The following is a 25821-nucleotide window of genomic DNA, read 5'->3' on the forward strand; positions in this document are numbered from 1 at the left end:
ACAAACGATACTTTTATAACAAATACGAGTCACTATATTTTACAATTCTCGACCCTATGGGCTGAGACATAAGTTAAGTGACACGATCATTGAGAATCAAGATTGTTAGCAAGTTTTCCGGAAGGCACTGTGCCTGACGGTACTTGTTGAAAAAGGCGTATTCATGCCCGCAAACACAAAAAGTGCTTGATTGAGAAATGTTCTTTAGTAGCCTCAGTAATACTGATATCTGCAGTCTTTTTTTGCAGAACCGCTGCAATCTTTCACAAGACATGACCTGGAAGCATTTGTACCTATAGGCAGGATTACGGAGAAGATCAAATGAACGAAGTAGTGTTTGGAGTAAAAGACGACAAGCAACTTGAATACACTCCTGAGAAGTGTATCGGTTGCGGAACGTGCGTTATGGCATGTCCTAAAGGTTCATTAGTTATCGGTTCAGTAGGAGCCGTTACCAGAGGACTTATCGACAAAGATTTCCTTGAGAACCAGACAGATCTCTGCATATTATGCGGTATCTGTGCAAAGACATGCCCTACAGGTGCACTCGAACTGAAACAGGCCGGAGAGTCTGTAAATGACAATGCTCACATAAGCGTTGCACTTAAGGACACAACAGTCAATGACAACTGTGTACACTGCGGACTCTGTGAACAGATCTGTCCTCAGGGTTGCATTGAAGTCAAACAGTGGCTTTCCAACGATGGAACTGCCAGTGTTGGCGGTGAAACTATTATTGACACAGAATGTTGCATACACTGTGGATGGTGTGCAGAAGTCTGTCCTGCTGAAGCTATCAGCGTTGAAAAACCATTTGAAGGCACATGGGTTCAGGACGAAGACAAATGTACTGCTTGCCGCAGCTGTGTAGATGTATGTCCATGCAATGCACTGTACAACCCGGACTGGGAAGCTGGTGAGAGAGTAAACAAGGTTGCACAGCGTGCAGATGCATGTATTTACTGTGGTGCATGTGACATGGCATGCCCTGTTGAAGCTATTACTGTTACTAAGACAGCAATCCTTCCGGAAGTTGACAAGAAGACACTTCTTGAGAAGAAACTGCTAAATAAAGAAATGAAGAGACCTACACTTACATCAACACTTGTCATTGATGAAGATTCATGTCTTGGATGCGGAAACTGTGTAATTGTCTGTCCTGTAAATGCAACCGACGATGAAGTTGGAGCAGGTTACCTTAATGAAGTCGATGCCAAGAAAGTCCTTGAAGTAAGAAATGGTGTGGCAAAGGTTGTCAACCAGGACCTCTGTGGTTCAGATGGTGCATGTGCTATGATCTGCCCGGTAGGTGCCATTACACTTGAGAAAAGGGAGGAATAAAAATGGCAGGAACTATTGCAATCAAGAACGGTTATGTTTACGACCCGCTCAACGACATTAACGGCGAAATGATGGACATCTTCATCAAGGACGGAAAGGTTGTCACAGAACTTTCCGGCGCTGACATGAAAGATGTTAAGGAAATTGATGCAAAGGGCAAGACCGTTATGCCTGGTGGTGTTGACTCACACTCTCACGTAGCAGGAGCAAAGGTTAACGGCGGTAGAATGATGAGGCCAGAGGACCATTACAAGTTCTACCAGAAGAAAACACCAATTACACACTCCGGTTGCGGATATACTGTACCATCAGTATATCTCGGAGGATATGAGTATTCCAAGATGGGATACACAACCGTCTTCGAGGCAGCTGTCCCACCAATGGAAGCACGCCACACACACGAGGAAATGCGCTCAACCCCTATGCTTGACATGGGTGGATATCTTGTACTGGGTAACAACTGGTTCCTTATGAGATACCTCAAGGAAGGAGATATCGACAAGGCAGCAGCATATATCGCATGGATGATGAAGACACACAAAACCTATGGTATAAAATGTGTCAACCCTGCCGGTGTAGAGAACTGGGGATGGGGAGAGAACATAGGTGCTCTTGATCAGGCAAACATTCACTTTGAAACCACACCAGAGGACATGATTAAGGGACTCACAGAGCTTAACGAGAAGCTCGGTATCCCAATGCCAGTGCATCTGCACGCAAACAACCTTGGTCACCCTGGATGCTGGGAAATCACAAGGGACTCACTCAAGATACCAAAGAACGTCAAGGCAAAGCCAAATATGGATGTTGAGTGGGCAGAGACAAAGAAGAACGCTAAGAGACACGAATCTGTCTACCTTACACACTGCCAGTTCAACGCTTTTGGCGGTACATCCTGGAGAGACTTTGAGTCCGGTGTAAAGGGAATCACTGATTACGTCAACAGCAATGATCACGTTGTATTTGACAGTGGATGTGTACCATTTGGTGACGCAACAGTAATGACTGGTGACGGTCCTGCAATCCACGACCTCTACGTACTCACAGGCCACAAGTGGTCAAACACAGATGTAGAGTGTGAGTGTGGTTCCGGTGTACTTCCATTCCTTTATCTGAAGGGTAACCCTGTACACAGTGTACAGTGGGCTATGGGTCTTGAATCACTTCTCTACGTCAAGGACGCATGGAAGACCATCATGACAACTGACAGTCCAAATGGTGGACCATTCATCAAATACCCACAGGTAATTGCATGGCTCATGTCTAACAAAGCAAGACAGGACACATTTGCAGAATGTCACAAGTGGGCACAAGACAGAACTGGCCTGGGTGCAGAGACAAGGGAAATGGATCTCTTTGAGATCGCAACCATCACCCGTGCAAACCCTGCAAGAACAATCGGTATGTCATACAGAAAAGGTACCCTTGGTATCGGTGCAGACGGTGACGTTGCAATTTATGACATTGATCCAAAGAGCCTCGAAGTTAACGACTACGAGAGTATCATAAGAGCATTCGAGAATGCTGCATACACCATCAAGGCAGGAGAAGTTGTCTCCCAGATGGGTGAGATCGTAGCAATTCCGGAGAAGAACACATTCTACTCTGATATCGCAACAGATGAAGATGCAGAGAAGAGCATGCTTGCGGATGTAAAGAAGTGGTTCAAGTACTACACACTTGGTTTCGACAGATATCCAACACCTGAAAAGTACCTGGCAAACCCAACACCGATTCAGGTCAAAGCGGAGAAGTGATTTTAATGGCAGACGTAATTCTTAAACCAACGGGAAATTTTGACCTTACCGTTGAGGCAGAGGTCATCACACCTGACAACTTTGCCGGTAAAAGTGCCGATGAGATTGGAAAATTGCTCGTCTGGCAGGGTCCTGAAGAGTTACCACTTGCAAACTTCTTTTCAGTAGAAGGCAATGGTGGAAACTCAGCAGAAGACACAACCATCATCATAGACGGGGATGTCTCAAGGGTCAAGCGTATAGGACAGGAAATGACTGCCGGAAAGATCCTTGTAAAAGGCAGCGTAGGCATGCACACAGGATCCACAATGAGCGGCGGAGAGATCGTTGTTGAAGGCGACTCCGAATCATGGGCAGGCATGGACATGACAGGCGGTTCCATCCACATTAAAGGAAATGCAAAGGACCATATTGGCAGTGCATATCGTGGAAGCTGGGAAGGAATGACCGGCGGACGTATCACAATAGATGGTGACGCAGTCAGCCAGATCGGTGGCGGCCTTAGTGGTGGAGAGATCATAATCGGCGGCAGTGTAAAACACTTCTGCGGAATCCGCATCAACGGTGGTCTCATCTATGTAAAAGGAAACGCTTTCAGAACTGTCGGAGCTGAGATGACCGGCGGTACCATTGTTATCGGAGGCTGCATTGAGAGATTCTTGCCAGGATTTACAATGGAAGGCGTAGAATCCGACCTCAAGTTCAACGATATCGAGTGTCCCGGAGAATACAAGAAGTTCACAGGCGACTATGCCATCCCACAGAAAGGAAAAGGCACAATGTACGTATCCTGTGACAACAACGAGTGTCTGTGAGGTGATATTCATGGAAGCATTACTCAATACAGGTAGTACAATCGATGAAGGAAGACTTGCAAAAGGCGGAAGCAAGTACACCGATGACTACACAAAGGAATGTGCAGTCTGCTGGATGTGTGCAGAAGACTTTACATCCCTTGGCTGCCCGGAGAAAGTGGCAGTTATATCAAGAGATAGAAAATATTCAGTTGCACTTAGCACAAAAGTAACTGAAGCAATGAGATCAGGTCAGGTATTCATACCAAGGTCCATCTGGGCAAATGTAGTTGTTGAGCCTGACACATTCTCAACCGGTTCACCACGTTACAAGGGAAGCCCTGTTTTTGTTGAACCTACTGACGACGTAATCCTCAGCGCTGAGGAACTTGTCACAAAGATGTACATGGGAGGTAAATAAAATGGTCTACAAGAACATTATCTGCCCGGTTTGCGGAGGTTCATGTGACGATGTTCAGGTGAATCTGGATAAGGAAAACGGTACGATAGATGTCCAGAATGCATGTAAAATGGGTTCTGCCAAGTTCAAGGAAGTCGTAAGCTCACACAGACTCCTGAAACCAACCATCAGAGAAAATGGTAAGGTAAAGGACGTAAGCTGGGATGAAGCACTTGAAATGGCAGCAGATATCCTTGTAAATGCAAAGAAGCCATTCTTCTTCCTTGGAAGCGAAACAGCATGTGAAGCACAGGAAGTAGGACTTCATATTGCTGAATACCTTGGTGGACTTGCAGATTCAAATGCAACTATCTGCCATGGACCAACTGTCATGGGTATTCAGGAATCCGGTATGGTCGGAGCTACAGCCGGTCAGGCAAAGAACAGAGCCGACATGATAGTATACTGGGGTGTCAATGCACTGGAATCCATGCCAAGACACATGTCAAGGTACGGTGTGTTCCCAAGAGGATACTGGACTAAGAGAGGAAGATTCGACAGAACCATGATGACAGTGGACCCAAGGGTAACACCTACAGCCGCTGCATCTGACCTGCATCTTCAGCTTAATCCTAACACAGACTACGAGCTTCTCAGCGCACTGTTCACAATCCTGAACGGCAAAGAGCCACATCCATCTGTTGAAGAGATCACAGGAATCCCAATTTCAGTGATGAAGCAGACAGTTGAGATGATGAAGGAATCAAACTTCGTAGCTATCTACGTAGGTCTTGGTGTTTCATCCTCATACGGTAAACACAGAAACATTGAGATTGCACTGAACTTCGTCAAGGAAATGAATAACTACACCAAGTGTAACATCGGTGCTCTTAGAGGTCACTGTAACGTAGCAGGATTCAACCAGCTTGCATCCTATCTCTATGGTTACCCATTCGGTCTTGACTTCACAAAGGGATACCCAAGGTACAACCCTGGGGAGACAACCTGTGTGGACCTGCTCAGGGAAAAGGATGTTGACGCAGCATTTGTTATGTGTGCAGACCTGATGGACCATATTCCTGCAGACAGTGCACAGTACCTCGCAGATATTCCAATGATCTGCCTGGACATTGCACCATGTCCATCAACCACAGCAGCAGACGTAGTTCTGCCTGGTGTAATTGATGCTATGGAATGTGATGGTACATTCTACAGGCTTGACAATGTGCCTGTATACTTCGAGCCATTCACAGATTCCCCATTCACCGAAACAAAGAGCAATGAGGACACCCTTAAGCAGCTCTTTGCAAAGGTAAAGGCTAAAAAGGAAGCATGAGTGAACACTGGTACTCAGAAAGGAAAGGGAAGGATGAAACCTTCCGAACGGACGAGGAAAGTATTTCCACTCCATTTTATGTCCCGATAGAGTGCCTGGAGATCACTGAGAACAGTAAACAACACATTACTGTGGACGTTATTGTCGAAGAAAAGTTCGAACTTTTCGTGAATAACGTTCACGTAACTACTTTTTTTGCAAGCCCCTATGAACTTGAAGAGCTTGCACTGGGATTTCTCGTCTGCGAGGGATTCATTGAACCTGACACGGCGGTTGATTCCATAAAGATTGAAAATAAGTCTATTTTCTGTGAAATTAAAATTAACACTCCTGAACTGGAGGAACTCACCCATCTAGAACGATGCGGAACAACATCATACCGCAAAGATGTCATCAAACACATTAATTCTGATACTAAATTCACTACTGATGCAATTTCTCATGCTGTTGGCCAGTTGAAAGAACTTGGAAGAGCATGGCACAGTACCGGCGGTGCACACACATCTATTATCTACAACAACCAGGGAGAAGTGCTCTTTTTCTGTGAGGACGTGGGGCGAGCATGCTCTGTGGACAAGGTTGTTGGAAAAGCCCTGATGAATGGTGTTAATCTTTCTGAATGCGCTCTGGCGACCACCGGCAGGCTGGCATCTACCATGGTGTCAAAGGCTATGAATGCTGGAATTCCTCTTATTTCAAGTAAGGGTGCCACGGTTCGTGAGTCTGTTGAACTGGCTGATAAGGCAGGTATGACACTTGTGGCTTTTGTGAGGGGGAAGAATTTGTACGTGTATGCCGGAGAAGAAAGAGTGATTATTGATTAATCACCCTGCTGCCACTTTACTGTTTGATTGATTTGTTTATTTTTCAGCAGACGGTTAAGTTTTCTGGTTCCGTGGAAACTTATTCATCTTATAGGAAGTGCTTTTTTATAACATAATAAAAAAGACCAAGAGCTAAAATCCCAACTACTGCTTGTACAATAAGCGGAATTATCCATACAGAATCAGGACGTTTATACGTCTTTATAGCCGGCCCTTCTCTGAATATATCGCTTGGGACTGAATAGTTACTTCCAAGCTTGACGAGCCAGACCTGCTGGCCATAATAGTCTACTGAGTCGGTAGTACCAACTACAATATACCCGCCATCAGAAGTTTCCTGAGCGGAATATGCCATCTCGTTGGAATCATTCCAGCCAAGTATCCTGTTCCATTGACGGTTACCTTCCGAATCAATTTTGATTACCAATGCATCTGATCCTGCAATATCAAAGAAAGTGCTCACGCCTGCAACAATATAACCACCATCAGATGTTTCCTGTATAGATAATCCTACATCTCCGCACTCTTCCCAGCCAAATATCATATCCCACTGTTGCTCACCCAGATAATCCGTCTTTACTACCCAGGCATCACCAAATTCCGTATCCGAAGAATCTGTTAACCCTGTGAGAACATATCCACCATCACCGGTTACCTGAATAGAGGTCACTGCATCAATGACTTTACTTCCAAAGGTTTCGACCCATTGTTGCTCACCTTGTGAATCGATTTTGATAAGGCAAATATCTGGCGATTCATCCAGAGACTGACCTGCAACTACATAGCCACCATCGGAAGCCTCACGGGCAAAAAGCAATTTGTAATTGGAATCGCCGCTAAAAGTTCTATTCCACTGTAGATCGCCCTGGGAGTCAATCCTGATCAACCAGGCATCAGATGATGCTGAATCTGAAGATGAACCTGCTACAGTGTAGCCACCATTCAGAGCCTCACTGGCATAAAGTGCCATATCCTCCATATCACCACCATAGGTGAGGTTCCATTGATGTTCTCCCTGCAAATCGGTCTTGATGATCCAGGCAAGGCTTGAACCGGAATCAAACAGAGATGTATATCCTGATATCAGGTATCCTTCGTCAGATGTTTGAAGAACAGAATATACACCGTCATCATATTCCCCGCCAAAAGTACGGTTCCACTGCATATAACCCTGAGAGTCTGTCCTGATCAGTCGAATATCATCATTAAAAGTATCATCTGAAGTAGTACTTGCAACGATATAGCCACCATCAGAGGTCTCCTGAACAAAGGCACCTATATCTTCGTAATCATCCCAGCCAAATATCCTGCTCCATTCTTCTGCAGGTGCATCAGCTGCAAAAGAGGTGGGTGTAAGACAAACTAGTGAAATAATGAAGATTGTTATGCAAATGAATATTCTCAATTCTAGCGATGAAATTAATCTGGTTATCATATTTTCTCCCTGTAGACCGATTATGAAAAGCTAACAACCATCATGAGAAAAACAAAATATGCTATATATGTTTCTATTTGTTCTCCCGGAATCAAACACATCATTTATTCATAGGAACAAATACTGAAAAATCAAAACTATTATATCCAATAACTACCCTTCTACTCCTGCAACGTAACACAAATACTGTTGAGAATATTACTTCATATAAAAAAGAAGGTTATATCATGAGTGAAAAAATAGGAATTTTAGCTATTGGACACGGCAGCAGATTACCATACAACAATCAGGTAGTAACTGAGATCGCAAACATGATCGCAGAGAACAATCCTGAATATGTAGTAAAGGCAGGATTCATGGAGAACAGTGAGCCTACAGTAGAAGAGGCACTCACGTCATTTGAAGGCACAGGTGTAACAACAATCGCTGCTGCACCAGTATTCCTTGCTTCAGGCATCCACATCACAAAAGATATTCCTGGAATCCTCAAACTCGACCCGGAGACAAATGAGGGTGAACTCGAACTTGACGGAAAGAAGGTTAGAATTGTATACGCAAAGCCTCTTGGAAGCGACAAGCTCATTGCAGACCTCATCTTCAAGAGAGCACAGGAAGTCCTTTAAACTGTGTCACTGACACAGTACTCTTTTTTCTTTTCACTTCAGTCTTTTACGACTCTTTTTTGATTATAGCAAGCAATCCATTCTTTTATTCATAGTCTGGCTTAGAACAAACCGTTATTTCAAATTTGTATATCAATTCAAAATATCTATCATTTGCAGAATCAAAACATATTAATAAAAACTTACAAACGTATTAGATTTAGCAAGTAATATATACTTCATTGATTCTAATAATTAGAACAGAAGGTTACATTATGAGTGAAAAAATAGGAATTTTAGTCATAGGACACGGCAGCAGGTTACCATATAACAATCAGGTTGTTACTGAAATCTCAAACATGATCGCAGAAAATAACCCTGAATACGTTATAAAAACAGGCTTTGTAGAACACAGTGATCCTAAAGTAAAAGAAGCGCTGATGTCATTTGAAGGCACAGGTGTGACAAAAATCGCTGCAACACCAGTATTTATGGCATCCGGAGTCCACCTTACAGAGGACATTCCTGAGTTCATTAACCTTGATCCAGAGACTAATGAAGGAGAGGTTGAATTGGATGGACAGAAAGTGAAAATCGTCTATGCAAAACCTCTTGGCAGTGACAGGCTCATTGCAGATCTTATCTTTAAGAGAGTACAGGAAGCACTTTAAGCTGTGTTTTTACACTGCTCTTTTTCTTCTTTTTTCTTTTTTATGTATCGAAACCAGTAAATAGCCAGCTCACCAAATATAATTCATAAAGGTTTATGAAGAGTTGTAAACATGGAAAATGCCGAGATATCAGACAAACTTGTAAAGCTCCTTGATCTCAGATATGAACCGGTTGCCGTAAAAGTAATAAAAAAAGGCGAAAAGATTCCGGAAGGATTCACAGAACCTGAGAAAAACATCCGACACTGTCAGTCAATAATGAGGGCAAGGAAAGGGGAATCTTTTGTAATTCCTGCAGACAAACATGCGTGCATGGTTGGAGCTTCAAGTCTTGGACTTGTGCCATTGCCTCCAAAAGTAAAAGAAGGGGATTTCCATGCTAATCTTGGAATGTTTGATTGTTCTGATGCTGCAGCAAATATGATAGATCAGCGCTCAGCATTTGAAGAAGAGAGCACTATTGCCACAATAGTCGGGCCTTTGAAAGACTTCAAGATTGAACCTGATGCGGTCATCCTTGTCGATCTTCCTGAAACACTATACTGGCTTATCCCTGCAGCTACATTTTTTGAAGGCGGAAGACAGGCTTTTAGCACTGCTGCGTTCCAGGCGACCTGCGTTGATTCCACCATAATACCAATTACCAGTGGTAAAATGAATATGAGCCTTGGTTGCTATGGATGCCGCCGGTCTACAGACATCCAGAATGATGAGATGATAGCAGGAATCCCATATAAGAATCTTGGAAAGATGATAGAGGCTCTTGAAAAGATAAGCGATGGACCAATGCAAAAAGCAAGACAAAAATAAAATTCTAAGCTTTGAGCAGAATGTTGCGCCACCACATATTTTATCTCATATGATGGAATATCATCCCTCATAATATCTGACCTAGGTCACCTGGTGATTTCTGAATGAAATGCGCACACTGCGATGATAAAATGTGCCGTGAAGGCAAGGATTGTGCAGGCATAACCGATGATATCAGTTATGAAGGGAACGAACTTGAATCAATGAAAACCTCTGCTGCCATTGAAGCCCAGTATTATATGCAGAAAACAAGGCTTGAAGAAATAATCCTTTATGCACAGAACATGGGCTACAAAAAACTCGGGCTTGCATTTTGTGTTGGCATGGAAAGAGAAGCAGAGATCATAGAAAGAATACTGGAGAAATATTTTGAAGTATTCTCTGTATGCTGCAAAGTTTCCAGTATCAGTAAAGAAGAATACGATCTTGAAAAACTTCACCCGGAATCATTTGACCCTACTTGTAACCCCATTGGACAGGCAATGATGCTTGAAAAGAAAGGAACGGAGCTCAATATAATCATTGGCCTTTGTATAGGACATGACATACTTTTCACACAGCATTCAGCCGCCCCGGTAACCACATTCATTGTAAAAGACCGTGTTCTTGCCCACAATCCGGCAGGAGCCATATACTCAGGCTATTACCTGAAGAAAGTTTTCGGAATTACAGACTGAGGAACACGTATGAAAATTACCATTGTTTATGACAATAATGCACAGGAAGGTCTGAAATGCGGATGGGGATTTGCCTGCCTTATCCAAACCGGGACCAATAATATATTGTTCGATACCGGCTGGGATGGACACCTGCTTCTTGAAAACATGGAGAAATTATCAATTGACCCACAGAACATTGATACACTTGTACTCTCTCATCAGCACTGGGATCACATCGGAGGAGTTACAACTTTCCTTAACATAAATCCGAATGTTGACGTTTTTGTGCCATCTGGATTTTCCCCACGTCTTAAAAAAGAGATTACCTCACGGATAAACAAAAAATTATATGGTGTCAGTTCTCCCCGGGAAATCTGCAACTGGGTATACTCAACAGGGGAATTAGAGAAAAAAGGCACCGGCATAAAAGAACAATCATTGATACTGGAATGTGAATCTGGAAATTATGTTCTCACGGGTTGTGCACATCCGGGTCTGCTCTTAATTTTAGAAGCTGCATCTTCTTTTGGCAAAATAACCGGAATAATCGGAGGTTTGCATGACAGCCAGGAATATGGCTCGTTCAAAGATATGCAATTGATTGGAGCTGGACATTGCACTTCACACAAAGACGTGATCAGAAAAATGTATCCGGATAAATTCCAGAAAATATTTGCCGGATATAAAATTGAGTTATGAACCAGTAAGAAAATAACGAACTGAGAAGACCTGCATGACAAAAAGAATCATTTACGGCCCAATACTCTCCAGAAGACTTGGAAGATCCCTTGGTATTGATGTAATCAAAACATCTGATACTAAGAAAAACTGTAATTTTGATTGTGTATATTGCCAGCTTGGACATGTTCCAAAAAAAATAACAGGAACTGAAAGTGTAAAAGGTACTGTAACACCTGAAGAAGTCGTTGAAGGCTTACGTTCTTACCATAAAAATATCGAAGATCTTGACTACATAACTTTTTCCGGTACTTGTGAACCTACATTAAACCCTGCACTTGGAGAGATGATCAGAGGGATTAAGGAAATTAGTCCTCATCCGATTTGTGTTATCACTAATTCATCACTTGTTGACAAAGAAACTGTACGTGAGAGTCTATCAGAAGCTGATCTTGTAGTAGCAACTCTTGTTTCAGGTTACCAGAAAACGTTCATGGCCATCAACAGACCTGCTGAAGGTATTGAGCTTCAGAACATCATCAATGGACTTAAAGAGATCAGAAGAATGGACAAACGTCCGATTCTTGGTATTGAAGTGATGCTGGTTGATGCCAACATTGATTTTCCCGTAAATCACACAGAAAGAGAGATTGAGAGATTAAAAGAAATATTAATAGAGATTGATCCTGATGAGATAGAGATACTCACAGTAAGCAGACCTCCTGCGGAGGATTACATTGTTCCGGTTTCTGAAGACAGATTAAAACAGATTGCTGCGGAATTTGAAAAGATGTTTGGAAAAGAGCGTGTGAAGCTGGTGATTAAAGGAATTAAAAAATCTCGCTCAAAAATGAAACATGGCAACGTCGAAGAAGAAGTTTATGATCTTGTAATGCGAAGACCCTGTACATTCAGACAGATATCTGCTTCTCTTGGAATAAATGAGAAAGAACTTAAACCAATTGTTGACAGGATGCTCTCATCCAAAAAGATAACGGAAACAGCTGGCGAAACGAAATACTATAAAATAGTCTGATAGCTGGAAAAATAAGGATTCAGTACATAATTGTACTGAATGAAAATATATATTTTTAAAAAATTATTTAACAGGCGTAGCTGCCAAACATTGCCTTTGCAGATTCTACAAGAGCAGGCAACATGTCCACAGGTACGCTCATGATCATTTCTTCGTCCTGTATCTCAGTGTACTTTCTGCTGCCACTGCAACCGATTGTGACACCTGCCTCACCTGTAAGATATGGATATGAAACACCATCTGCGCATACACTCTGTTTGCCAGCAAATGCTGCATTCACACGTCCACCATCCTTTTGGAGCAGTGCCTGTGAAAGTTGCATCACGATCTTAGGCTTTGTAATGACAAGAATTACATCAGGCATAAAGGTTGTTTCCTCAAGTGGTGCATAGAGTACAGCCTTTACGGAATTTGCTTCCACCATTGGAACCTTGTCCATAGTTGCTTTTGCAGCTTCAATAGAAGCAAAGTGATTAAGATTGTAATAGACCTCACCAGACTTGAGCTTTGGACTCATCTCAGCCAGTCCCATAACAGATGCACCACCCTTACACATTTGATCATCAAATGTTGCATAGAAGTGAGTGCCCAATCGCCTTACATTATCAACCATCTGGCAGTGCCTGATTGTTTCACCAACGTGTGGGATTCCTTCAGGGATCTCCTCGTCAGCTTTGACAAGGTGAACTGCCACCGGAGAGGTAGTGATTTGAAGTACTTCTTTGAGCTCTTTACCATATTTCTGGATATCTTCGTTGTTCATTATGGAATCTCCTATAAAAGAAAAAGTTCTTGTTTTTCGGATGTGCATGTATTATGCACAACTGGTATATCAAGCTTACCATTTGAAGCAAAAATCGTATGTAAGAGACACTAAATATTAACGCCTGTGAACACAATGAAAAAGAGAATAATGTTCATGCGAATAAGCAAAAAACATCATCAAGCATCATAGTCATCAGGATATATTTTTCTTAGTTCATTGTAGAATTCAGTCAATACTACTTTATAAATAATATACACCGGAATTGCAAGAATCATACCTAAAGCACCAAGCATGTCTGCAAATATCAAAGTCAGCAAAATACTCAACAATGGATTTACATTCACTTTACCTGAGATCATGTAAGGTATCAGATACAGATTATCCACAAGTTGCGCTATTACAACTGTTATTATCGCATAAAGTGCAGTCGTCGGGCTTACAATAAAAGCTATTATCACAGCAGGAATTGCACCGACAACAGGACCAATATAAGGAACTATGTTCAGCAAACCTGCAAGCGCACCAAGGAAAAACCATCCGTTAACGCCTGCCAGATAAAAACCGATGCAACAAATAAGTCCCACAATCACGCTTTCAAGAATCTTTGCAGAGAAGTAGTCCCTGAGGCGCTTTCCAATATCCAGCATTGAAGAAGAGACACAATCCTGATACTTTACAGGGAAGATGCTAACGATCTCAGAGACTATTACGTTCTTCCTGGCAAAATAAAGACGGAACATCATTGGTATTATCAACAGGCCTGTGAATATATAATAAGATAATTTTGAAATCAGAGATGAGAAGAAATTGAAGATGTAATCACCAATTGACTGCATGTCCTCACTGGAAATCAACGGAGATGCAGCCATATCACCATCAACACCTACACTCATATTTCCACTTATATTCCCAGAAGGAATTCCTGACGGACTTTCGCCCATCATTGGACCTATATTAACATTATTTTGTGAAGAAAAGAGATAACCATAAGTAGAAACAATATTAGAAATTCCTGTTTCATACTCTTCCTGAGAGTTCACAAGAGAGGTCATATCTGACAACTGACCAACCAGTAATAGAGATACCAGCAATATGCCTATGACAACAAGAGATACAGCATAAAGTCTTCTGGCCCATAAAGACTTATGACCAAAATACCGATCAAATTCTATAATGACGCTATCAGTAAGAAGTATGAGTAAGGTCCCAACTATCAAGACGATGAATATGTCCTCAAAGTAAAATAGTACAGCAAAAAAAATAGAAATGAATATTGATACTATGAGCATTATGCTCCATACCTTAGAATTAGTTGTCAGTGCCATTTTTTCCCCTGTAAAATCTTAAGTATTTACAGGATTTCTTTTTATAAATAATTCTTTCATGGATTTAAGCACAGTATCCAGAACATTTTCTGAATTAGAACCATCTTCACTTTTCCCGGAACCAGAGTCTGAGCCTGAAGATTTCTTTGAAGAATCATCACCCATATCAATAACTACCACTTCATCATCTGAACTTGCATTTACCTTTCCGGTTATCGCAAAATTACCAAAGCCAATTGTTGTTGAAACGAAAGTAACGTTTGAATGGGAATTCTCTGATGCATTGTCTCCTGACATAATCTTTACAGGGAAGGTTTTCCAGCCATAGCTGCTGAACAGATTCAGACGTACAGAATCGGCATCAATATTATTTTCATCAAGCCACTTCTGACTGACACTAAAGAAAATCCGGGAATCGCTGATCTTGTTATCAAGACCGGTTTTGTCAGGATTGATATTTACATAACAGTAAACCTTATCATCCGGGTCTTCAGACACAAAGGATGAACGGTCATTTAATACTTCAAGTGACATGCGCACATAACCTGCATTTACAGATGAAGTGAATTCAAGAGAACTTATAGGATTTTCCTCTTCATTAAATGAGAACTCAGTAAGCACATTTTTGTTGAGTATCTGCATACTCACTTCTTTCACAAGAATCTTTTTGGAATCTTCACCGGAAGAAACAGAACCAGATGAACTGCTGCCTCCGCTTCCGCCGGACATAATCTGGGAAGGGGTCGGAGTAGCTACCCAATACCACTGGTTTTCTATACTTCCATTTGGATTTGAAACATTGACCATTATACTGTAATTTCCCGTTTCTGAAACATCAGGAACATAACTGCTGTTGCAAATATCAGTATAACTTGCCACTTGATAATTATCGAGGAACCAGACCACATCGGAATCCTCACTTACATTTGCCCAGAAGACAGGTTCACGGTCAAGTCTTGAACTGACAACTGCATCATCCGGTGAAAATGTAGCATTGACGGTTGCAGATGCAGGAACAATTACCAATATAAGGAAAATAATGGAAATTATAAGCTGAGCCTTAATATCATGTTTAGTGAGAAGCAAGATAAAACCTCATATCGTATATCTTTCCGATGTGTCCCATTTTGCACTTAACAGATGAGAAATAACAGAAGAGAAATCTGCACCATTAGTCCATACAGCAGACAGATCAGTGTACCCATCCCCATCTTTTAGTATATCAACAAGCATTTCCGAATTATCAATAACAATAACAAAACTCTTGAGCTCTGAATCAGCCTCTTCAATTGAGTTTACACGTACTGTTGCCAGAGGAACAAGATTCTTGATCTTCTTTGCTTCATCCTCACATGAACTTATAACCCTCACATTAATGCCTTCTTCACTGGCTTTTTTATTCATAATGCCGATAATAGTAGTATAATCTTTTTTGAGGGATGAATGGTTTTCTGCAATTGTCCCGAAAGGAGTTGATGAAGCCAGTATGAGAATATCCTTTTTTGCACCTTCCAGCATCTGGATCACTTTACAGGTTACATTTCTTACACCATTAATATTCCAGATATGCTCCTCATTTGTTTCACTTGCAGATTCGCCATATATTTCATTTAGTTTTTCAAAGACAATATCACATTCTTCTGCATAGTCTTTCTTTAACTTGGAAATGGCATCTTCAGGAGAGATGCACCTGTAACGCATTGGTTTTGTGTTCTGGAATTCAATAATTCCCCTTTTTTCCAACTTTTTCAAAGCACCGTAAATAGCCGAATTCGGAACTCCTGAATCGTCATGTAATGTTGAAACTGTTGCTGTTTCATTCCTGACAAGAGCCACGTAAACCTTTGCTTCGTAAGAAGTAAAACCAAGATTCTGAAGAGATGTGATGATCATAATTATTGCCCCTGAAAACTAAAGATAAGAAGAAGATCACTTATCTTCTTCTTTTTTTGCTAGGAATTTCTTAGCACCTATTGCAGCCACAACTACAATGATAAGTACTACAACAATACCTACATATACCCCTGAATTGGAGCCAGAGGAACCTGTTGGAAGAACTTCGGTTGTTATTTTCACAGTATCGGATGTCTGGCTGTGACCATCAGTATCTTCATATTTTACTTCACTGTTGATAGCATAGGTCTTTGCAACACCAGTCTCATCTACCTTCAGCTTGAAAATTGCTTCTGCAGATTCCCCTGGTTCGAGTGAACCTATAAATGACTGGTCATCGGTTGTGCTGAAAGGATCAGCAGAACTTATTCTTACAGTTGCATCTTTTACAGCTTCTTCACCAACATTCTTGTAGATAACATGAATTATGCCTTCTTCTCCAAGAACAAGCTCACCGGTGACATTTGTGACTTCAAAGTCAGCTTCCTTGTCAACAATAACACTTACCTCATCCATCTGCTGGCCTACTGCATACCAGAGACCAACTTCCATGTTAGTAATACCAAGGTCTGTTTCGTTGTCTCCGTTGATCTGTACATTTTCCTGATAACCATAGTAGAGTGTCAGGTTAAGTGGATATTCACCGGCAGGTGCATTATTTGATATTTCGATGTTAAATTCCAGCGGATCAGATGTCTGTTCACCGGATGCAAGAGTTCCTGCTTCCTGTTGACCTGACTTTACCCTGATATTTGGATCATCAGAGGTCAGGATTGCAACAATACCAATTGCTGTTGTCCTCTGTGCCTCATAGCCCATCTCAGTAGACTGGATCTTCTGGTCAAGTTCTGATACAGGATCATCATCTTCTTCTGACTTAAAACCGGTAATCACACCTTTATTCATGAGGTTGATCTTAAGGGTAACCTCATCGCCTCTTGAATATTCATTATCTCCTACAAGGGTGGCAGATACATCAGGACCACCGTAAACTGTGTAATAGTTCTCATCAAAATTGAAGAAATCCGGAAGTTCCAGATCCATTGTAGACATGGAGTCAGCACTCACAGGAACTACAAATAGCAGACTGAGGATCAATGATACTGAAACCAGCGTTTTAAAGTTAATATTTTTAATCATAAGCATCCCTCTAATTGTCATTAGACACGTTTTTCCTTTTATTTTTAACAATCAATACTATTATTATTACAAAAATACCAGCAAGAGCAATACCAACTACATTGATCTCTCTTTCAGGTTCCTCAAGTGGCAGGGTCACTTTCATGCCTGTAGAGAAAGCATCTTCACCATCTTCATCGATGTATTTGATCTCGCTGTCAATACCATAGTTCTTTGCGAGTGTACCAACATCAGAACTGATTGTGAAACTAGCTGTCCTGCTTTCACCTGGTTCCATTGCTCCAAGAACCCTGGTTGAACGTTCAGTACTCAGTGGCTTCATTGCAATAATTCTTGCAATGGCATCTTCGGCGGTGAGTTCACCAGTATTTGTGTATGTAACATTCACAACACTTGTACCGCCTGACACCAGGGACCCTGTAATATTTGTTATCTCAAATTTTGCTGCAGGTTTTACAATAATAGGAATCTGAAGAGTTGTTTCCACATTAGTGTAAATACTTGTATGATCGAGATTCGGCTCACCAAGTATTATGGATTCACCTGCTGTCATCCTGACCTCACTCTGATACTCATAGCTTAAAGGTAATTCCAGCATGTAGACACCTGCAGGAATATCCTCTGACAGAGTTATGGTAAATCTCATCGGATCATCGGGCAAAACTCCAGGATATAATTCTTCCAAAGTCTGACCGTTTGTTTCAGGATCGATATCTATCAGATCCGTAGAAGATACAAGACTTGCCTTGATACCGTATGCAGTTGTCCTCATGGTTTCATACTGCAACTCATCAAGTGAAAGCTCATGTAATGTTTCTGAAGTCCCCACACCTTTGTCTGCTTTAAAACCATAGATTACGCCACGGTTTGCAAGAACAACTTCAAGGGTTGCGGTTTCACCTCGTTCGAATTCCGTATCACCAAGTACGGAAGCCGAAATTGAAGGCTCACCATACGAGTTATAGAAATTATTTGTATATTCATATGTAGGAGGCAGGTATTCTTTTGCAGCCACAGAAGGTACTGCTGCTGCAAAAGCAATAGAAAGCAGAATACATACCACCATAAGACTGGTATATTTTTTAAGACCATTTATATTACTATATCTCACATTCATTGGGTAATTGCCTCCTGAATGCTTTTTAATATATTACTTCCACCTGAACCGGACTTGTTATGCGATTGGTGCAAGTGTCTCCTCTTTTCCCTGAATTTATCCAGTGTAACTATGATTGGAGGGAATATCACAAATGTTGCAAGTAATGCAAGTACTACATCCATTACCGTGATAACTCCAAAGTTACTGGTAATTGAGAATGGTGAAGCTATAAGAGCAGAGAAACCAAACACCGTTGTAAGACCTGATGTTACAATGGCTTTTCCAATCTTGACACTTGCTTCCTGCATTGCTTCTTCAGGATCAGCACCTTTGTCCCTTTCTTCAAAATAGCGTTCCATCATAAGGATGGCATATTCCGAACCAACACCAAGGATCAATGCCCCAAGTGTCGCAGTCATCGGTGTATATTCCATTCCTGTATAATACATGAATCCGCCGGACCAGCCTACAACCATAACCATGGTCAGAACCGGAGTGAGAGCTTTGAGAATATCCCTATAGATTACCAACAAACCTGCAAATACCAACACAATACCAAGCATTGTCATAAAGACCCTGCCTGAGGTCAAAGCAGAAATTACAGCAACATAAACCATTGAATTGCCTGTCATCGTTATATGTACGCCTGGAGGAGGAGTCATCCAATAAATATCTTCTTCCACAATGTTTGAAAGAGATTCTATGCCTTCCAGACCAATATCCGTCATTGCATTACCTATGTTTAAGTTCAGCAGGATTATTGTAGACCCTTCCAGATAGGCATCTCGTTCCCTGTCAGAAAGCTGATCATATATATCCTGTATCTTCTCTGAACTATCAGGAATCTCACCAGAATTTGCCGCTTTTACGACGTCAACAATACTTGAAGAACCCTGTATATGGCTTCTGCCGTCGACTTCATGTTCAGAGAATTCATCAATCCATTTCAGAAGTTCCGGATCAGCATTATCTCCCGATTTTATTATCAGGTTTAACTGGTCGTCTCCACCCAGGATATTACCCATATGTTTCAACTCCAGTAGAGAAGGCATATCCTGCGGGACGAAAGTCTGGGTGTCAGTCTGAATACCTACAAGATTGTCTGCATAGAGACCACCAACACACAGGGAACCTGCAATAAACAATACAAGAAACGCATTTCTCATTGAAAATGTAGAAATCCCTTTTAGGGCTTTTTCAAGGAAATCGGCTTCATGTTCTTCATCAATAATAATATGAGTTTCATGGTGTGCTGATTTCTTCTTCAAACCAAGTCTGCCAGGTATATTTAATTTAGATATCTTATCGAATCCATAGAGAACAGTGACTCCCAGAAACAGAGAGGAAAGGAAACACATTGCTATTCCTATCATCAGCAGTTTTCCGAAATCCTGGATCATCGGGACTGTGGATGTGAACAATGAGAAGAAACCAAGAGCTGTGATGATAAGTGCTATTAATACTGCAGGACCGGTATGCTTGATAGTATCAATAACGGCCTCTTCATCACTTACACCACGCGCAAGTTCTTCTTCTATCCTGTTATGGAACTGGATGGCATAATCAATACCCAACCCGATAAGAACAGGGAATGCTGACATTGAAACCATTGACATTGGGATATCAAGGAAGCCCATTGCACCAAACGTGAATATTATACCCACAAGAACAATTGGCAGAGGAAGCAGTCTCCATCTGACATGCTTGAACACCAGATACAGCACTATTATCATCAAAAGAACAGATAAGGAAAGAAGCATACCCATGCTTGTAGTCATTTCATCATTCATCGCTATCATGAATGCCGGATCGCCGGTAACGATAATATTATAATCTGCAGGGAAGTTTGCAAGTTCAATGGAAGATTCTGTTTCCCTGAGAATGTCTTCCTGGGTGGCATCCGATGTAGTACCTTCCATGACAACAGACATTATGGCATGTGTGTCGTCAGGCATAAGGGCACTGGGCATTGCTGAGGTTATTATTCCATCGATCGTTTCCGGATCATCGGGGATAATACTTCTGCCCGTCATCTGATAATTAACTTCTTTAATAACAGTAGAAGGCGAAGTTACTTCCACAACACCTGGTATTTTCTGAATTGACAGGTATGCCCTGTCAAGGGCTTTCAGAAGCTCCGGATCTGTAACATCACTACCTTCAACCATTACAACAATGGACTCAGTGCCAAAGAGATTCAGGTACAGATGATCATAATCCTGATACAGCTTTGAGTTTTTATCAACAAAGGTATCCGTACCTGAAGCCATTCCAATTAACTGAGCACCCTGAAAAGAGATAATTATCAGAAGTAGTGCTATCATTATAATCGGAATGGTATTGTTCTCTACGAAAACACCCAGCTTTTGAAAGATGTTTTTTATGATAAACACTCCTTGTGATTTATTATTATTACTAAAAAACTCTGTGCGAGTTGTTTTAACATGACGACAAATAGCTAGTTTAATATATAAGGGTTTTACCCTAAAATAAACTCATCAGAAGTGTATTTGGTTACAATTTGCCGCGCCAGCACGTCGATTAGTCATTTATATCAAATATTAAAACAGGGTAGAGACATCCCGGAAAGGATGCCTCGTTGGGGGTTGGATAGGGTGGTACTAACATACACGCATTGCGTGCTGTTGATGGTACACAAAACTATGTACAGCATTATTAGTAAATAAACCTTGCGATAAATAGACAAACTGTAATTTATAAGATAGATCTTAGAATGCTAAAATGCGTGTTTGAAAATATAAAAATTAACTTCAATATCTAACGAAATGATGTATGAGAATAAATAACCGTTCAACAAGAAGAAAAACAAAGAAATTAAAACATTGTATATACATGTGTATATATAAGAATTTCACTCTTAAAAAAACATATAAAAAGGTACATTAAAATAATATTTAATAGCGATTGTCGCAAAAATGTCTGGAAGATACTTTAAAACCAGCGTAAGAATGAGTATCTTCCATTAATAAATTCAGATCAATCTTCTTTTCCTGAATCCAATCATTATTAAGGTTTTTTACAGAAATATCTTCAATATATTCTCTTAATATGTCAACTGAAGATTTTGTATTGGGAAATACACCTAATTTTTGTTTCATTTTGAAACACCTTTTAATAAGTAGTTTGATGCTACGAATACCTGACGATGTATCGTCAAGTATGAATACGTCAGAATAGAATATAAATCTTATCAGCAAAAACATCTTTATAGTTGTTTTGACAAAGGAATTATAAGTATAAATGCTTACAAAACGTGATAACATGAACCATGAAGGATCACTAAGAGATCTGGGGCTTACTAAATACGAAGCTTCTGCCTACTCAACATTACTAAAAGAAGGAGTAACCGGAGCACAGGAACTGTCACGTAAATCTGACATACCTGTCGGGAAGGTCTATGAAGTCCTTTCAAATCTGAATAATATGGGACTGGTTGAATTCCAGAGATCAAGACCCCGAAAATACAAGGCTGTTAAACCATCTATTGCTCTGAACAACCTTTATACTAAAAAAGAAGAAGAAACAAAGAACGAACTGGAAAATTTTAAACTGAAAGTGACAGAACTTGAATCGAAATTCTCCGATATAGCACAGCCAGATCATACGGAACTGCAGTTCTGGGCCACTTCTATTGGTGAAGAAGATATCATTAAGAATATCAAGAATCTGCTTGATGAAGTTGAAAATGAGATATTGCATGTTAAGCCAGCAAAAATGTCAAAATTCATTCATAAAGAGAATAACATTGATCCAAATAAATTCATGCCGAATGTCATTGATGAATTTGTCAAGGCTGCAAAAAAAGGAGTTAAGATCAAAATAATCCTTCCAGAAAATGTCTTTAATTACGTAATGATAAACAGGTTTGGACATATAAAAGATCCACATGACAAAGAAATGATCAAAATGAACATAGATGCAAGGGCCCTAAATTGTGATTTTGATTTCAGGCTCATTGATGAATACATTACATATATAACAATTCCAGATCCCTTAAATCCAGATGATTTATTCGGCGAACTTAAAGTATACGACAAAGAATATGCAGCAAAACTGAAAGATAAGTTTGATGAACTCTGGATTAAAGCAAAAAAGATGGACTTCAACTTTTGATTTATGAAGATACTTAAAATACGGTTATTTTTCTATACTGGCGCAGGTTTAGTACATAATTGTGACGCTTAAGTATATATTAATACACAACTTATTGCAATTCGGTGATAATTCATGGAATTAGAAGACATCAACAACTACGTACAGAATGCCAGTGCAGAAGAACTCAAAGCCTTTGGCTTCCTCGGCCAGTGGATGATGGAAAACGCACCAAAATATTGCACATGTGAGTGCAAATGCAACGAAAACTGTGAGCTTGCAAAAGCCCTTGGTGGAGCACTTCAGGCAGCTGGGCAGAAGTTACAGGGACAGTAAGTAGAATTCATATGAATTCTACTACTTTTTTACCTCTGTGATTTTGTTACTTTCGTTTTGTTAATTTATTCTGCAGGTCTAACGCCCACAGTAAGCTCTGCACCATTGCTGTCAACAATTACTGTTGAACCTTCCGGCACCTCGCCTGCAACAATAAGCTTTGCAATCCTCGTCTCAACCTCGTTCTGAATAACTCTCTTAAGCGGCCTTGCACCGAAGGTTTCGCTGTATCCTGCCTTTGACAAATATGCCTTTGCAGCATCTGTAAGTTCAAGGCTGATACGCTTATCCTTAAGCCTCTCTACAAGGTCAGCTGCCTTGATGTCAACGATCTTTACAAGCTCTTCCGGCTTGAGTGCATGGAATAGAGCAATCTCATCAACACGGTTGAGGAACTCCGGCCTGAAATACTTTCCAAGCTCAGTCATTGCACGCATCTGCAGTATATTGTAATCCACATCCTGTGCATCCTCATCAGACTTCAGGAGTTCGGTAAGATCACCTGCGAAGATGTTGGATGTCATGATTATCAGCGTGTTCTTGAAGTCCACAGTCCTGCCCTTGGAATCGGTCAGGCGACCATCATCAAGAATCTGCAGCATGACGTTGAACACATCCGGATGTGCCTTCTCAATCTCATCGAAGAGTACAACGGAATAAGGTCTTCTGCGTACAGCCTCTGTGAGTTGGCCACCTTCATCATGTCCTACATAACCAGGAGGTGCACCGATCATCCTTGCAACTGTGTGCTTTTCCATATACTCGGACATGTCAATACGCACCATGTTATTCTCATCATCGAACAACTCGGCTGCAAGTGCCTTTACAAGCTCAGTCTTACCAACACCTGTCGGACCAAGGAAGATGAAACTTCCAATCGGACGCCTCGGGTCCTTGATACCTGCGTAGTTGCGTATGACCGCATCAGCAACAGCCCTAACAGCTTCACTCTGACCGATGATACGGTTGTGAAGGTTGTCCTCAAAGTGTACTAGCTTCTCACGCTGCCCTTCCATGAGTTTTGTTACAGGTATGTGAGTCCACTGGCTGACAACATCGGCAATATCCTCTTCACCCACCTCCTCATTCAGAAGCATCTCACCCTGCATTTCCTGAAGCAACTTTTCCTCTTCAGCATACTGGTGTTGCAATGGGATGAGTGTTCCGTACTTCAATTTGGATGCAAGTTCAAGGTTGTTATCATTCTCAGCAAGTTCAAGCTGAACCTTTGTGTCCTCTATCTCCTGCTTCAGTGAACCAAGCTTTGAAATAGCTTCCTTTTCACGATCCCATCTCGCCCTCATAGCATCGGATTCAGCCCTGATATCTGCAAGTTCCTTTTCAAGGACTTCAAGACGCTCCTTTGAAGCAGCATCCTTTTCCTTCTTCAGTGCCTCGCGCTCGATCTCAAGCTGCATGATCTTACGGTCTGCCTCATCAAGTTCAGCAGGCTTGCTGTCAATTGCAGTTCTCTTCTTTGCAGCGGCCTCGTCCACAAGGTCGATCGCCTTGTCAGGCAGGAACCTGTCTGCAATGTAGCGATGACTCATGATCGCAGCAGCCACAAGTGCGGAGTCCTTAAGACGTACACCGTGGTGTACCTCATACTTCTCCTTCAGTCCACGAAGGATGGATATGGTGTCCTCTACAGTTGGCTCCTCAACGAATACTGGCAGGAACCTGCGTTCAAGTGCAGCATCCTTTTCGATGTACTTGCGGTACTCATCAACAGTTGTTGCACCGATACAGTGAAGCTCTCCACGTGCAAGCATTGGCTTCAGGAGGTTTCCTGCATCCATTGCACCTTCAGTTGCACCTGCACCCACAATGGTGTGAATCTCATCAATAAAGAGAATGATCTGGCCCTCAGAATCTGCAACTTCCTTAAGTACAGCCTTGAGTCTCTCTTCAAATTCACCACGGAACTTGGCACCTGCAATAAGTGCACCCATATCAAGAGCAATGATACGCTTGTCCTTCATGGCATCAGGAACATCCTTCTTGGCAATACGCTGTGCAAGACCCTCAACAATTGCTGTCTTACCGACACCTGCTTCACCAATAAGTACAGGATTGTTCTTTCTGCGGCGTGAAAGGATCTCAACTGAGTGTCTAATTTCCTGATCCCTTCCAATTACAGGGTCAAGCTTACCCTGAGCTGCAAGTTCTGTGAAATCAATTCCATACTTCTTCAGTGGTTCCATTGTGTCTTCCGGATTTTCTGAGGTTATTCTTCTATTCCCCCTTACCTGCTTTATTGCTTCAAGTATCCTGTCACGTGTAACGCCTTCACTTGAGAGTGTCTTACCACACGAGCTGTCCTTTTCCTCGACCATTGCAAGCAGGAGATGCTCAACACTTACGTATTCATCCTTCATCTTGCCTGCTTCCTGTGAAGCAGCATCAAGGACACGTCTCATAGTCTGGGTCATGTAGACCTGATCACCACCAGGCCCTGAGACCTGTGGAAGGGTTGCAAGCTGGGCTTCGACTTTTTCTTTTACGCGGTCCACCGGCACTTCCATGTTCTGAAGTAAGGTTGTTACCAGTCCTCCGCTCTGCTCCAGCAATGAAAGAAGCATGTGCTCGCAATCTATCTGCTGATTTCTGTATCTTGCAGCAATTGTACTTGAACCCTGAATAGATTCCTGGGCTTTTTGTGTGAAACGATTAAGATCCATAATTATAAACTCCCCGGGATTGACATTTCCCATTTATTGTTTTTTGATTTTAACATAAATCACTTTTGACACTTGACACGTTTTTCAGGGTCATGCCTGAACCCGGAATGAGTAAATAAATATCC

24 protein-coding genes are annotated in these 25821 nt (G+C 41.5%); 14 read left to right on the forward strand and 10 right to left on the reverse strand.

Annotation, left to right across the window (positions count from 1 at the left end):
- Window positions 1-321 precede the first annotated feature (321 nt).
- The 6 genes from FKV42_RS05575 to fdhD are packed head-to-tail and all read left to right on the forward strand — an operon-like array spanning window position 322 to window position 6452.
- Window positions 322-1341 (forward strand): 4Fe-4S binding protein, encoded by a 1020-nt coding sequence (locus tag FKV42_RS05575; protein WP_154809249.1) that lies wholly within the window; start codon window positions 322-324, stop codon window positions 1339-1341.
- Between the two features lie 2 nt (window positions 1342-1343).
- Window positions 1344-3098 (forward strand): formylmethanofuran dehydrogenase subunit A, encoded by a 1755-nt coding sequence (locus FKV42_RS05580; protein WP_154809250.1) that lies wholly within the window; start codon window positions 1344-1346, stop codon window positions 3096-3098.
- A 5-nt stretch (window positions 3099-3103) separates the two neighbouring features.
- A complete protein-coding gene (locus tag FKV42_RS05585) occupies window positions 3104-3913 on the forward strand; it encodes a formylmethanofuran dehydrogenase subunit C (protein ID WP_154809251.1) in 810 nt (269 codons plus the stop codon).
- 10 nt (window positions 3914-3923) lie between these two features.
- Window positions 3924-4313 carry a molybdopterin dinucleotide binding domain-containing protein gene (locus FKV42_RS05590; protein ID WP_154809252.1) on the forward strand — a complete coding sequence of 130 codons (390 nt, stop codon included), beginning with the start codon at window positions 3924-3926 and terminating at the stop codon, window positions 4311-4313.
- Window position 4314: 1 nt separating this feature from the next.
- Entirely contained in the window at window positions 4315-5628 is a 1314-nt protein-coding gene (locus FKV42_RS05595) for a formylmethanofuran dehydrogenase subunit B (RefSeq protein WP_154809253.1), read from the forward strand.
- Window positions 5625-6452: a formate dehydrogenase accessory sulfurtransferase FdhD gene (fdhD, locus tag FKV42_RS05600; RefSeq protein WP_154809254.1), complete on the forward strand. Its 828-nt coding sequence runs from the start codon at window positions 5625-5627 to the stop codon at window positions 6450-6452. The genes FKV42_RS05595 and fdhD overlap by 4 nt, the downstream gene beginning before the upstream one ends.
- Window positions 6453-6540: 88 nt before the next feature.
- Here the strand turns inward: fdhD and FKV42_RS05605 are convergent, their stop codons facing one another.
- Window positions 6541-7887 (reverse strand): hypothetical protein, encoded by a 1347-nt coding sequence (locus FKV42_RS05605; protein WP_154809255.1) that lies wholly within the window; start codon window positions 7885-7887, stop codon window positions 6541-6543.
- A 227-nt stretch (window positions 7888-8114) separates the two neighbouring features.
- Between FKV42_RS05605 and cfbA (FKV42_RS05610) the strand changes: the two genes are divergently transcribed.
- From cfbA (FKV42_RS05610) to FKV42_RS05635, 6 genes are all read left to right on the forward strand, one after another.
- The gene (gene cfbA / locus FKV42_RS05610; protein ID WP_154809256.1) at window positions 8115-8510 is read left to right on the forward strand and encodes a sirohydrochlorin nickelochelatase; all 396 of its coding nucleotides are present in this window, start codon (window positions 8115-8117) and stop codon (window positions 8508-8510) included.
- A gap of 254 nt (window positions 8511-8764) precedes the next feature.
- A complete protein-coding gene (gene cfbA / locus FKV42_RS05615; RefSeq protein ID WP_154809257.1) occupies window positions 8765-9160 on the forward strand; it encodes a sirohydrochlorin nickelochelatase in 396 nt (131 codons plus the stop codon).
- Window positions 9161-9271: 111 nt separating this feature from the next.
- Entirely contained in the window at window positions 9272-9970 is a 699-nt protein-coding gene (locus FKV42_RS05620; RefSeq protein ID WP_154809258.1) for a DUF169 domain-containing protein, read from the forward strand.
- 104 nt (window positions 9971-10074) lie between these two features.
- Window positions 10075-10647 (forward strand): DUF1847 domain-containing protein, encoded by a 573-nt coding sequence (locus tag FKV42_RS05625; RefSeq protein WP_154809259.1) that lies wholly within the window; start codon window positions 10075-10077, stop codon window positions 10645-10647.
- A gap of 9 nt (window positions 10648-10656) precedes the next feature.
- Window positions 10657-11328 carry an MBL fold metallo-hydrolase gene (locus FKV42_RS05630; RefSeq protein WP_154809260.1) on the forward strand — a complete coding sequence of 224 codons (672 nt, stop codon included), beginning with the start codon at window positions 10657-10659 and terminating at the stop codon, window positions 11326-11328.
- A 34-nt stretch (window positions 11329-11362) separates the two neighbouring features.
- Window positions 11363-12343: a radical SAM protein gene (locus tag FKV42_RS05635; protein WP_154809261.1), complete on the forward strand. Its 981-nt coding sequence runs from the start codon at window positions 11363-11365 to the stop codon at window positions 12341-12343.
- Window positions 12344-12410: 67 nt separating this feature from the next.
- Here the strand turns inward: FKV42_RS05635 and FKV42_RS05640 are convergent, their stop codons facing one another.
- From FKV42_RS05640 to FKV42_RS05675, 8 genes are all read right to left on the reverse strand, one after another.
- The gene (locus tag FKV42_RS05640) at window positions 12411-13106 is read right to left on the reverse strand and encodes a DUF169 domain-containing protein (protein WP_154809262.1); all 696 of its coding nucleotides are present in this window, start codon (window positions 13104-13106) and stop codon (window positions 12411-12413) included.
- A gap of 179 nt (window positions 13107-13285) precedes the next feature.
- Complete coding sequence (locus tag FKV42_RS05645) at window positions 13286-14434, reverse strand: AI-2E family transporter (protein ID WP_154809263.1); 1149 nt, start codon at window positions 14432-14434, stop codon at window positions 13286-13288.
- Window positions 14435-14452: 18 nt separating this feature from the next.
- Window positions 14453-15520 carry a PGF-pre-PGF domain-containing protein gene (locus FKV42_RS05650; protein ID WP_154809264.1) on the reverse strand — a complete coding sequence of 356 codons (1068 nt, stop codon included), beginning with the start codon at window positions 15518-15520 and terminating at the stop codon, window positions 14453-14455.
- 9 nt (window positions 15521-15529) lie between these two features.
- Window positions 15530-16327 (reverse strand): TrmB family transcriptional regulator, encoded by a 798-nt coding sequence (locus FKV42_RS05655; RefSeq protein WP_154809265.1) that lies wholly within the window; start codon window positions 16325-16327, stop codon window positions 15530-15532.
- A 36-nt stretch (window positions 16328-16363) separates the two neighbouring features.
- A complete protein-coding gene (locus tag FKV42_RS05660) occupies window positions 16364-17467 on the reverse strand; it encodes a COG1361 S-layer family protein (RefSeq protein ID WP_196214060.1) in 1104 nt (367 codons plus the stop codon).
- 10 nt (window positions 17468-17477) lie between these two features.
- Window positions 17478-18584: a COG1361 S-layer family protein gene (locus tag FKV42_RS05665; protein ID WP_154809267.1), complete on the reverse strand. Its 1107-nt coding sequence runs from the start codon at window positions 18582-18584 to the stop codon at window positions 17478-17480.
- Window positions 18581-20890, reverse strand: a complete 2310-nt coding sequence (locus FKV42_RS05670; RefSeq protein WP_154809268.1) for an efflux RND transporter permease subunit — start codon at window positions 20888-20890, stop codon at window positions 18581-18583. Before FKV42_RS05670 ends, FKV42_RS05665 begins: the two co-directional genes overlap by 4 nt.
- Before the next feature lie 591 nt (window positions 20891-21481).
- Complete coding sequence (locus tag FKV42_RS05675) at window positions 21482-21685, reverse strand: hypothetical protein (RefSeq protein ID WP_154809269.1); 204 nt, start codon at window positions 21683-21685, stop codon at window positions 21482-21484.
- Window positions 21686-21848: 163 nt separating this feature from the next.
- Between FKV42_RS05675 and FKV42_RS05680 the strand changes: the two genes are divergently transcribed.
- Window positions 21849-22700: a TrmB family transcriptional regulator gene (locus tag FKV42_RS05680; RefSeq protein WP_196214061.1), complete on the forward strand. Its 852-nt coding sequence runs from the start codon at window positions 21849-21851 to the stop codon at window positions 22698-22700.
- A 114-nt stretch (window positions 22701-22814) separates the two neighbouring features.
- Window positions 22815-23015, forward strand: coding sequence for a hypothetical protein (locus tag FKV42_RS05685; protein WP_154809271.1), 201 nt, complete (start codon window positions 22815-22817; stop codon window positions 23013-23015).
- Window positions 23016-23080: 65 nt separating this feature from the next.
- Here FKV42_RS05685 and clpB read toward each other — a convergent pair whose 3' ends face one another.
- On the reverse strand, window positions 23081-25696 hold the full coding sequence (gene clpB, locus FKV42_RS05690; protein ID WP_154809272.1) for an ATP-dependent chaperone ClpB: 2616 nt from the start codon (window positions 25694-25696) through the stop codon (window positions 23081-23083).
- Window positions 25697-25821: the final 125 nt, after the last annotated feature.

This window comes from Methanolobus vulcani (genome assembly GCF_006546655.1).
Lineage (GTDB): Archaea > Halobacteriota > Methanosarcinia > Methanosarcinales > Methanosarcinaceae > Methanolobus > Methanolobus vulcani_A.

Bases quoted from the DNA above. Each gene is read 5' to 3' on its own strand.
- FKV42_RS05575 (WP_154809249.1), top strand. From the start codon at position 322: ATGAACGAAGTAGTGTTTGGAGTAAAAGACGACAAGCAACTTGAATAC.
- FKV42_RS05580 (WP_154809250.1), top strand. From the start codon at position 1,344: ATGGCAGGAACTATTGCAATCAAGAACGGTTATGTTTACGACCCGCTC.
- FKV42_RS05585 (WP_154809251.1), top strand. From the start codon at position 3,104: ATGGCAGACGTAATTCTTAAACCAACGGGAAATTTTGACCTTACCGTT.
- FKV42_RS05590 (WP_154809252.1), top strand. From the start codon at position 3,924: ATGGAAGCATTACTCAATACAGGTAGTACAATCGATGAAGGAAGACTT.
- FKV42_RS05595 (WP_154809253.1), top strand. From the start codon at position 4,315: ATGGTCTACAAGAACATTATCTGCCCGGTTTGCGGAGGTTCATGTGAC.
- fdhD (WP_154809254.1), top strand. From the start codon at position 5,625: ATGAGTGAACACTGGTACTCAGAAAGGAAAGGGAAGGATGAAACCTTC.
- FKV42_RS05605 (WP_154809255.1), bottom strand. From the start codon at position 7,887: ATGATAACCAGATTAATTTCATCGCTAGAATTGAGAATATTCATTTGC.
- cfbA (WP_154809256.1), top strand. From the start codon at position 8,115: ATGAGTGAAAAAATAGGAATTTTAGCTATTGGACACGGCAGCAGATTA.
- cfbA (WP_154809257.1), top strand. From the start codon at position 8,765: ATGAGTGAAAAAATAGGAATTTTAGTCATAGGACACGGCAGCAGGTTA.
- FKV42_RS05620 (WP_154809258.1), top strand. From the start codon at position 9,272: ATGGAAAATGCCGAGATATCAGACAAACTTGTAAAGCTCCTTGATCTC.
- FKV42_RS05625 (WP_154809259.1), top strand. From the start codon at position 10,075: ATGAAATGCGCACACTGCGATGATAAAATGTGCCGTGAAGGCAAGGAT.
- FKV42_RS05630 (WP_154809260.1), top strand. From the start codon at position 10,657: ATGAAAATTACCATTGTTTATGACAATAATGCACAGGAAGGTCTGAAA.
- FKV42_RS05635 (WP_154809261.1), top strand. From the start codon at position 11,363: ATGACAAAAAGAATCATTTACGGCCCAATACTCTCCAGAAGACTTGGA.
- FKV42_RS05640 (WP_154809262.1), bottom strand. From the start codon at position 13,106: ATGAACAACGAAGATATCCAGAAATATGGTAAAGAGCTCAAAGAAGTA.
- FKV42_RS05645 (WP_154809263.1), bottom strand. From the start codon at position 14,434: ATGGCACTGACAACTAATTCTAAGGTATGGAGCATAATGCTCATAGTA.
- FKV42_RS05655 (WP_154809265.1), bottom strand. From the start codon at position 16,327: ATGATCATCACATCTCTTCAGAATCTTGGTTTTACTTCTTACGAAGCA.
- FKV42_RS05660 (WP_196214060.1), bottom strand. From the start codon at position 17,467: ATGATTAAAAATATTAACTTTAAAACGCTGGTTTCAGTATCATTGATC.
- FKV42_RS05665 (WP_154809267.1), bottom strand. From the start codon at position 18,584: ATGAATGTGAGATATAGTAATATAAATGGTCTTAAAAAATATACCAGT.
- FKV42_RS05670 (WP_154809268.1), bottom strand. From the start codon at position 20,890: ATGATAGCACTACTTCTGATAATTATCTCTTTTCAGGGTGCTCAGTTA.
- FKV42_RS05675 (WP_154809269.1), bottom strand. From the start codon at position 21,685: ATGAAACAAAAATTAGGTGTATTTCCCAATACAAAATCTTCAGTTGAC.
- FKV42_RS05680 (WP_196214061.1), top strand. From the start codon at position 21,849: ATGAACCATGAAGGATCACTAAGAGATCTGGGGCTTACTAAATACGAA.
- FKV42_RS05685 (WP_154809271.1), top strand. From the start codon at position 22,815: ATGGAATTAGAAGACATCAACAACTACGTACAGAATGCCAGTGCAGAA.
- clpB (WP_154809272.1), bottom strand. From the start codon at position 25,696: ATGGATCTTAATCGTTTCACACAAAAAGCCCAGGAATCTATTCAGGGT.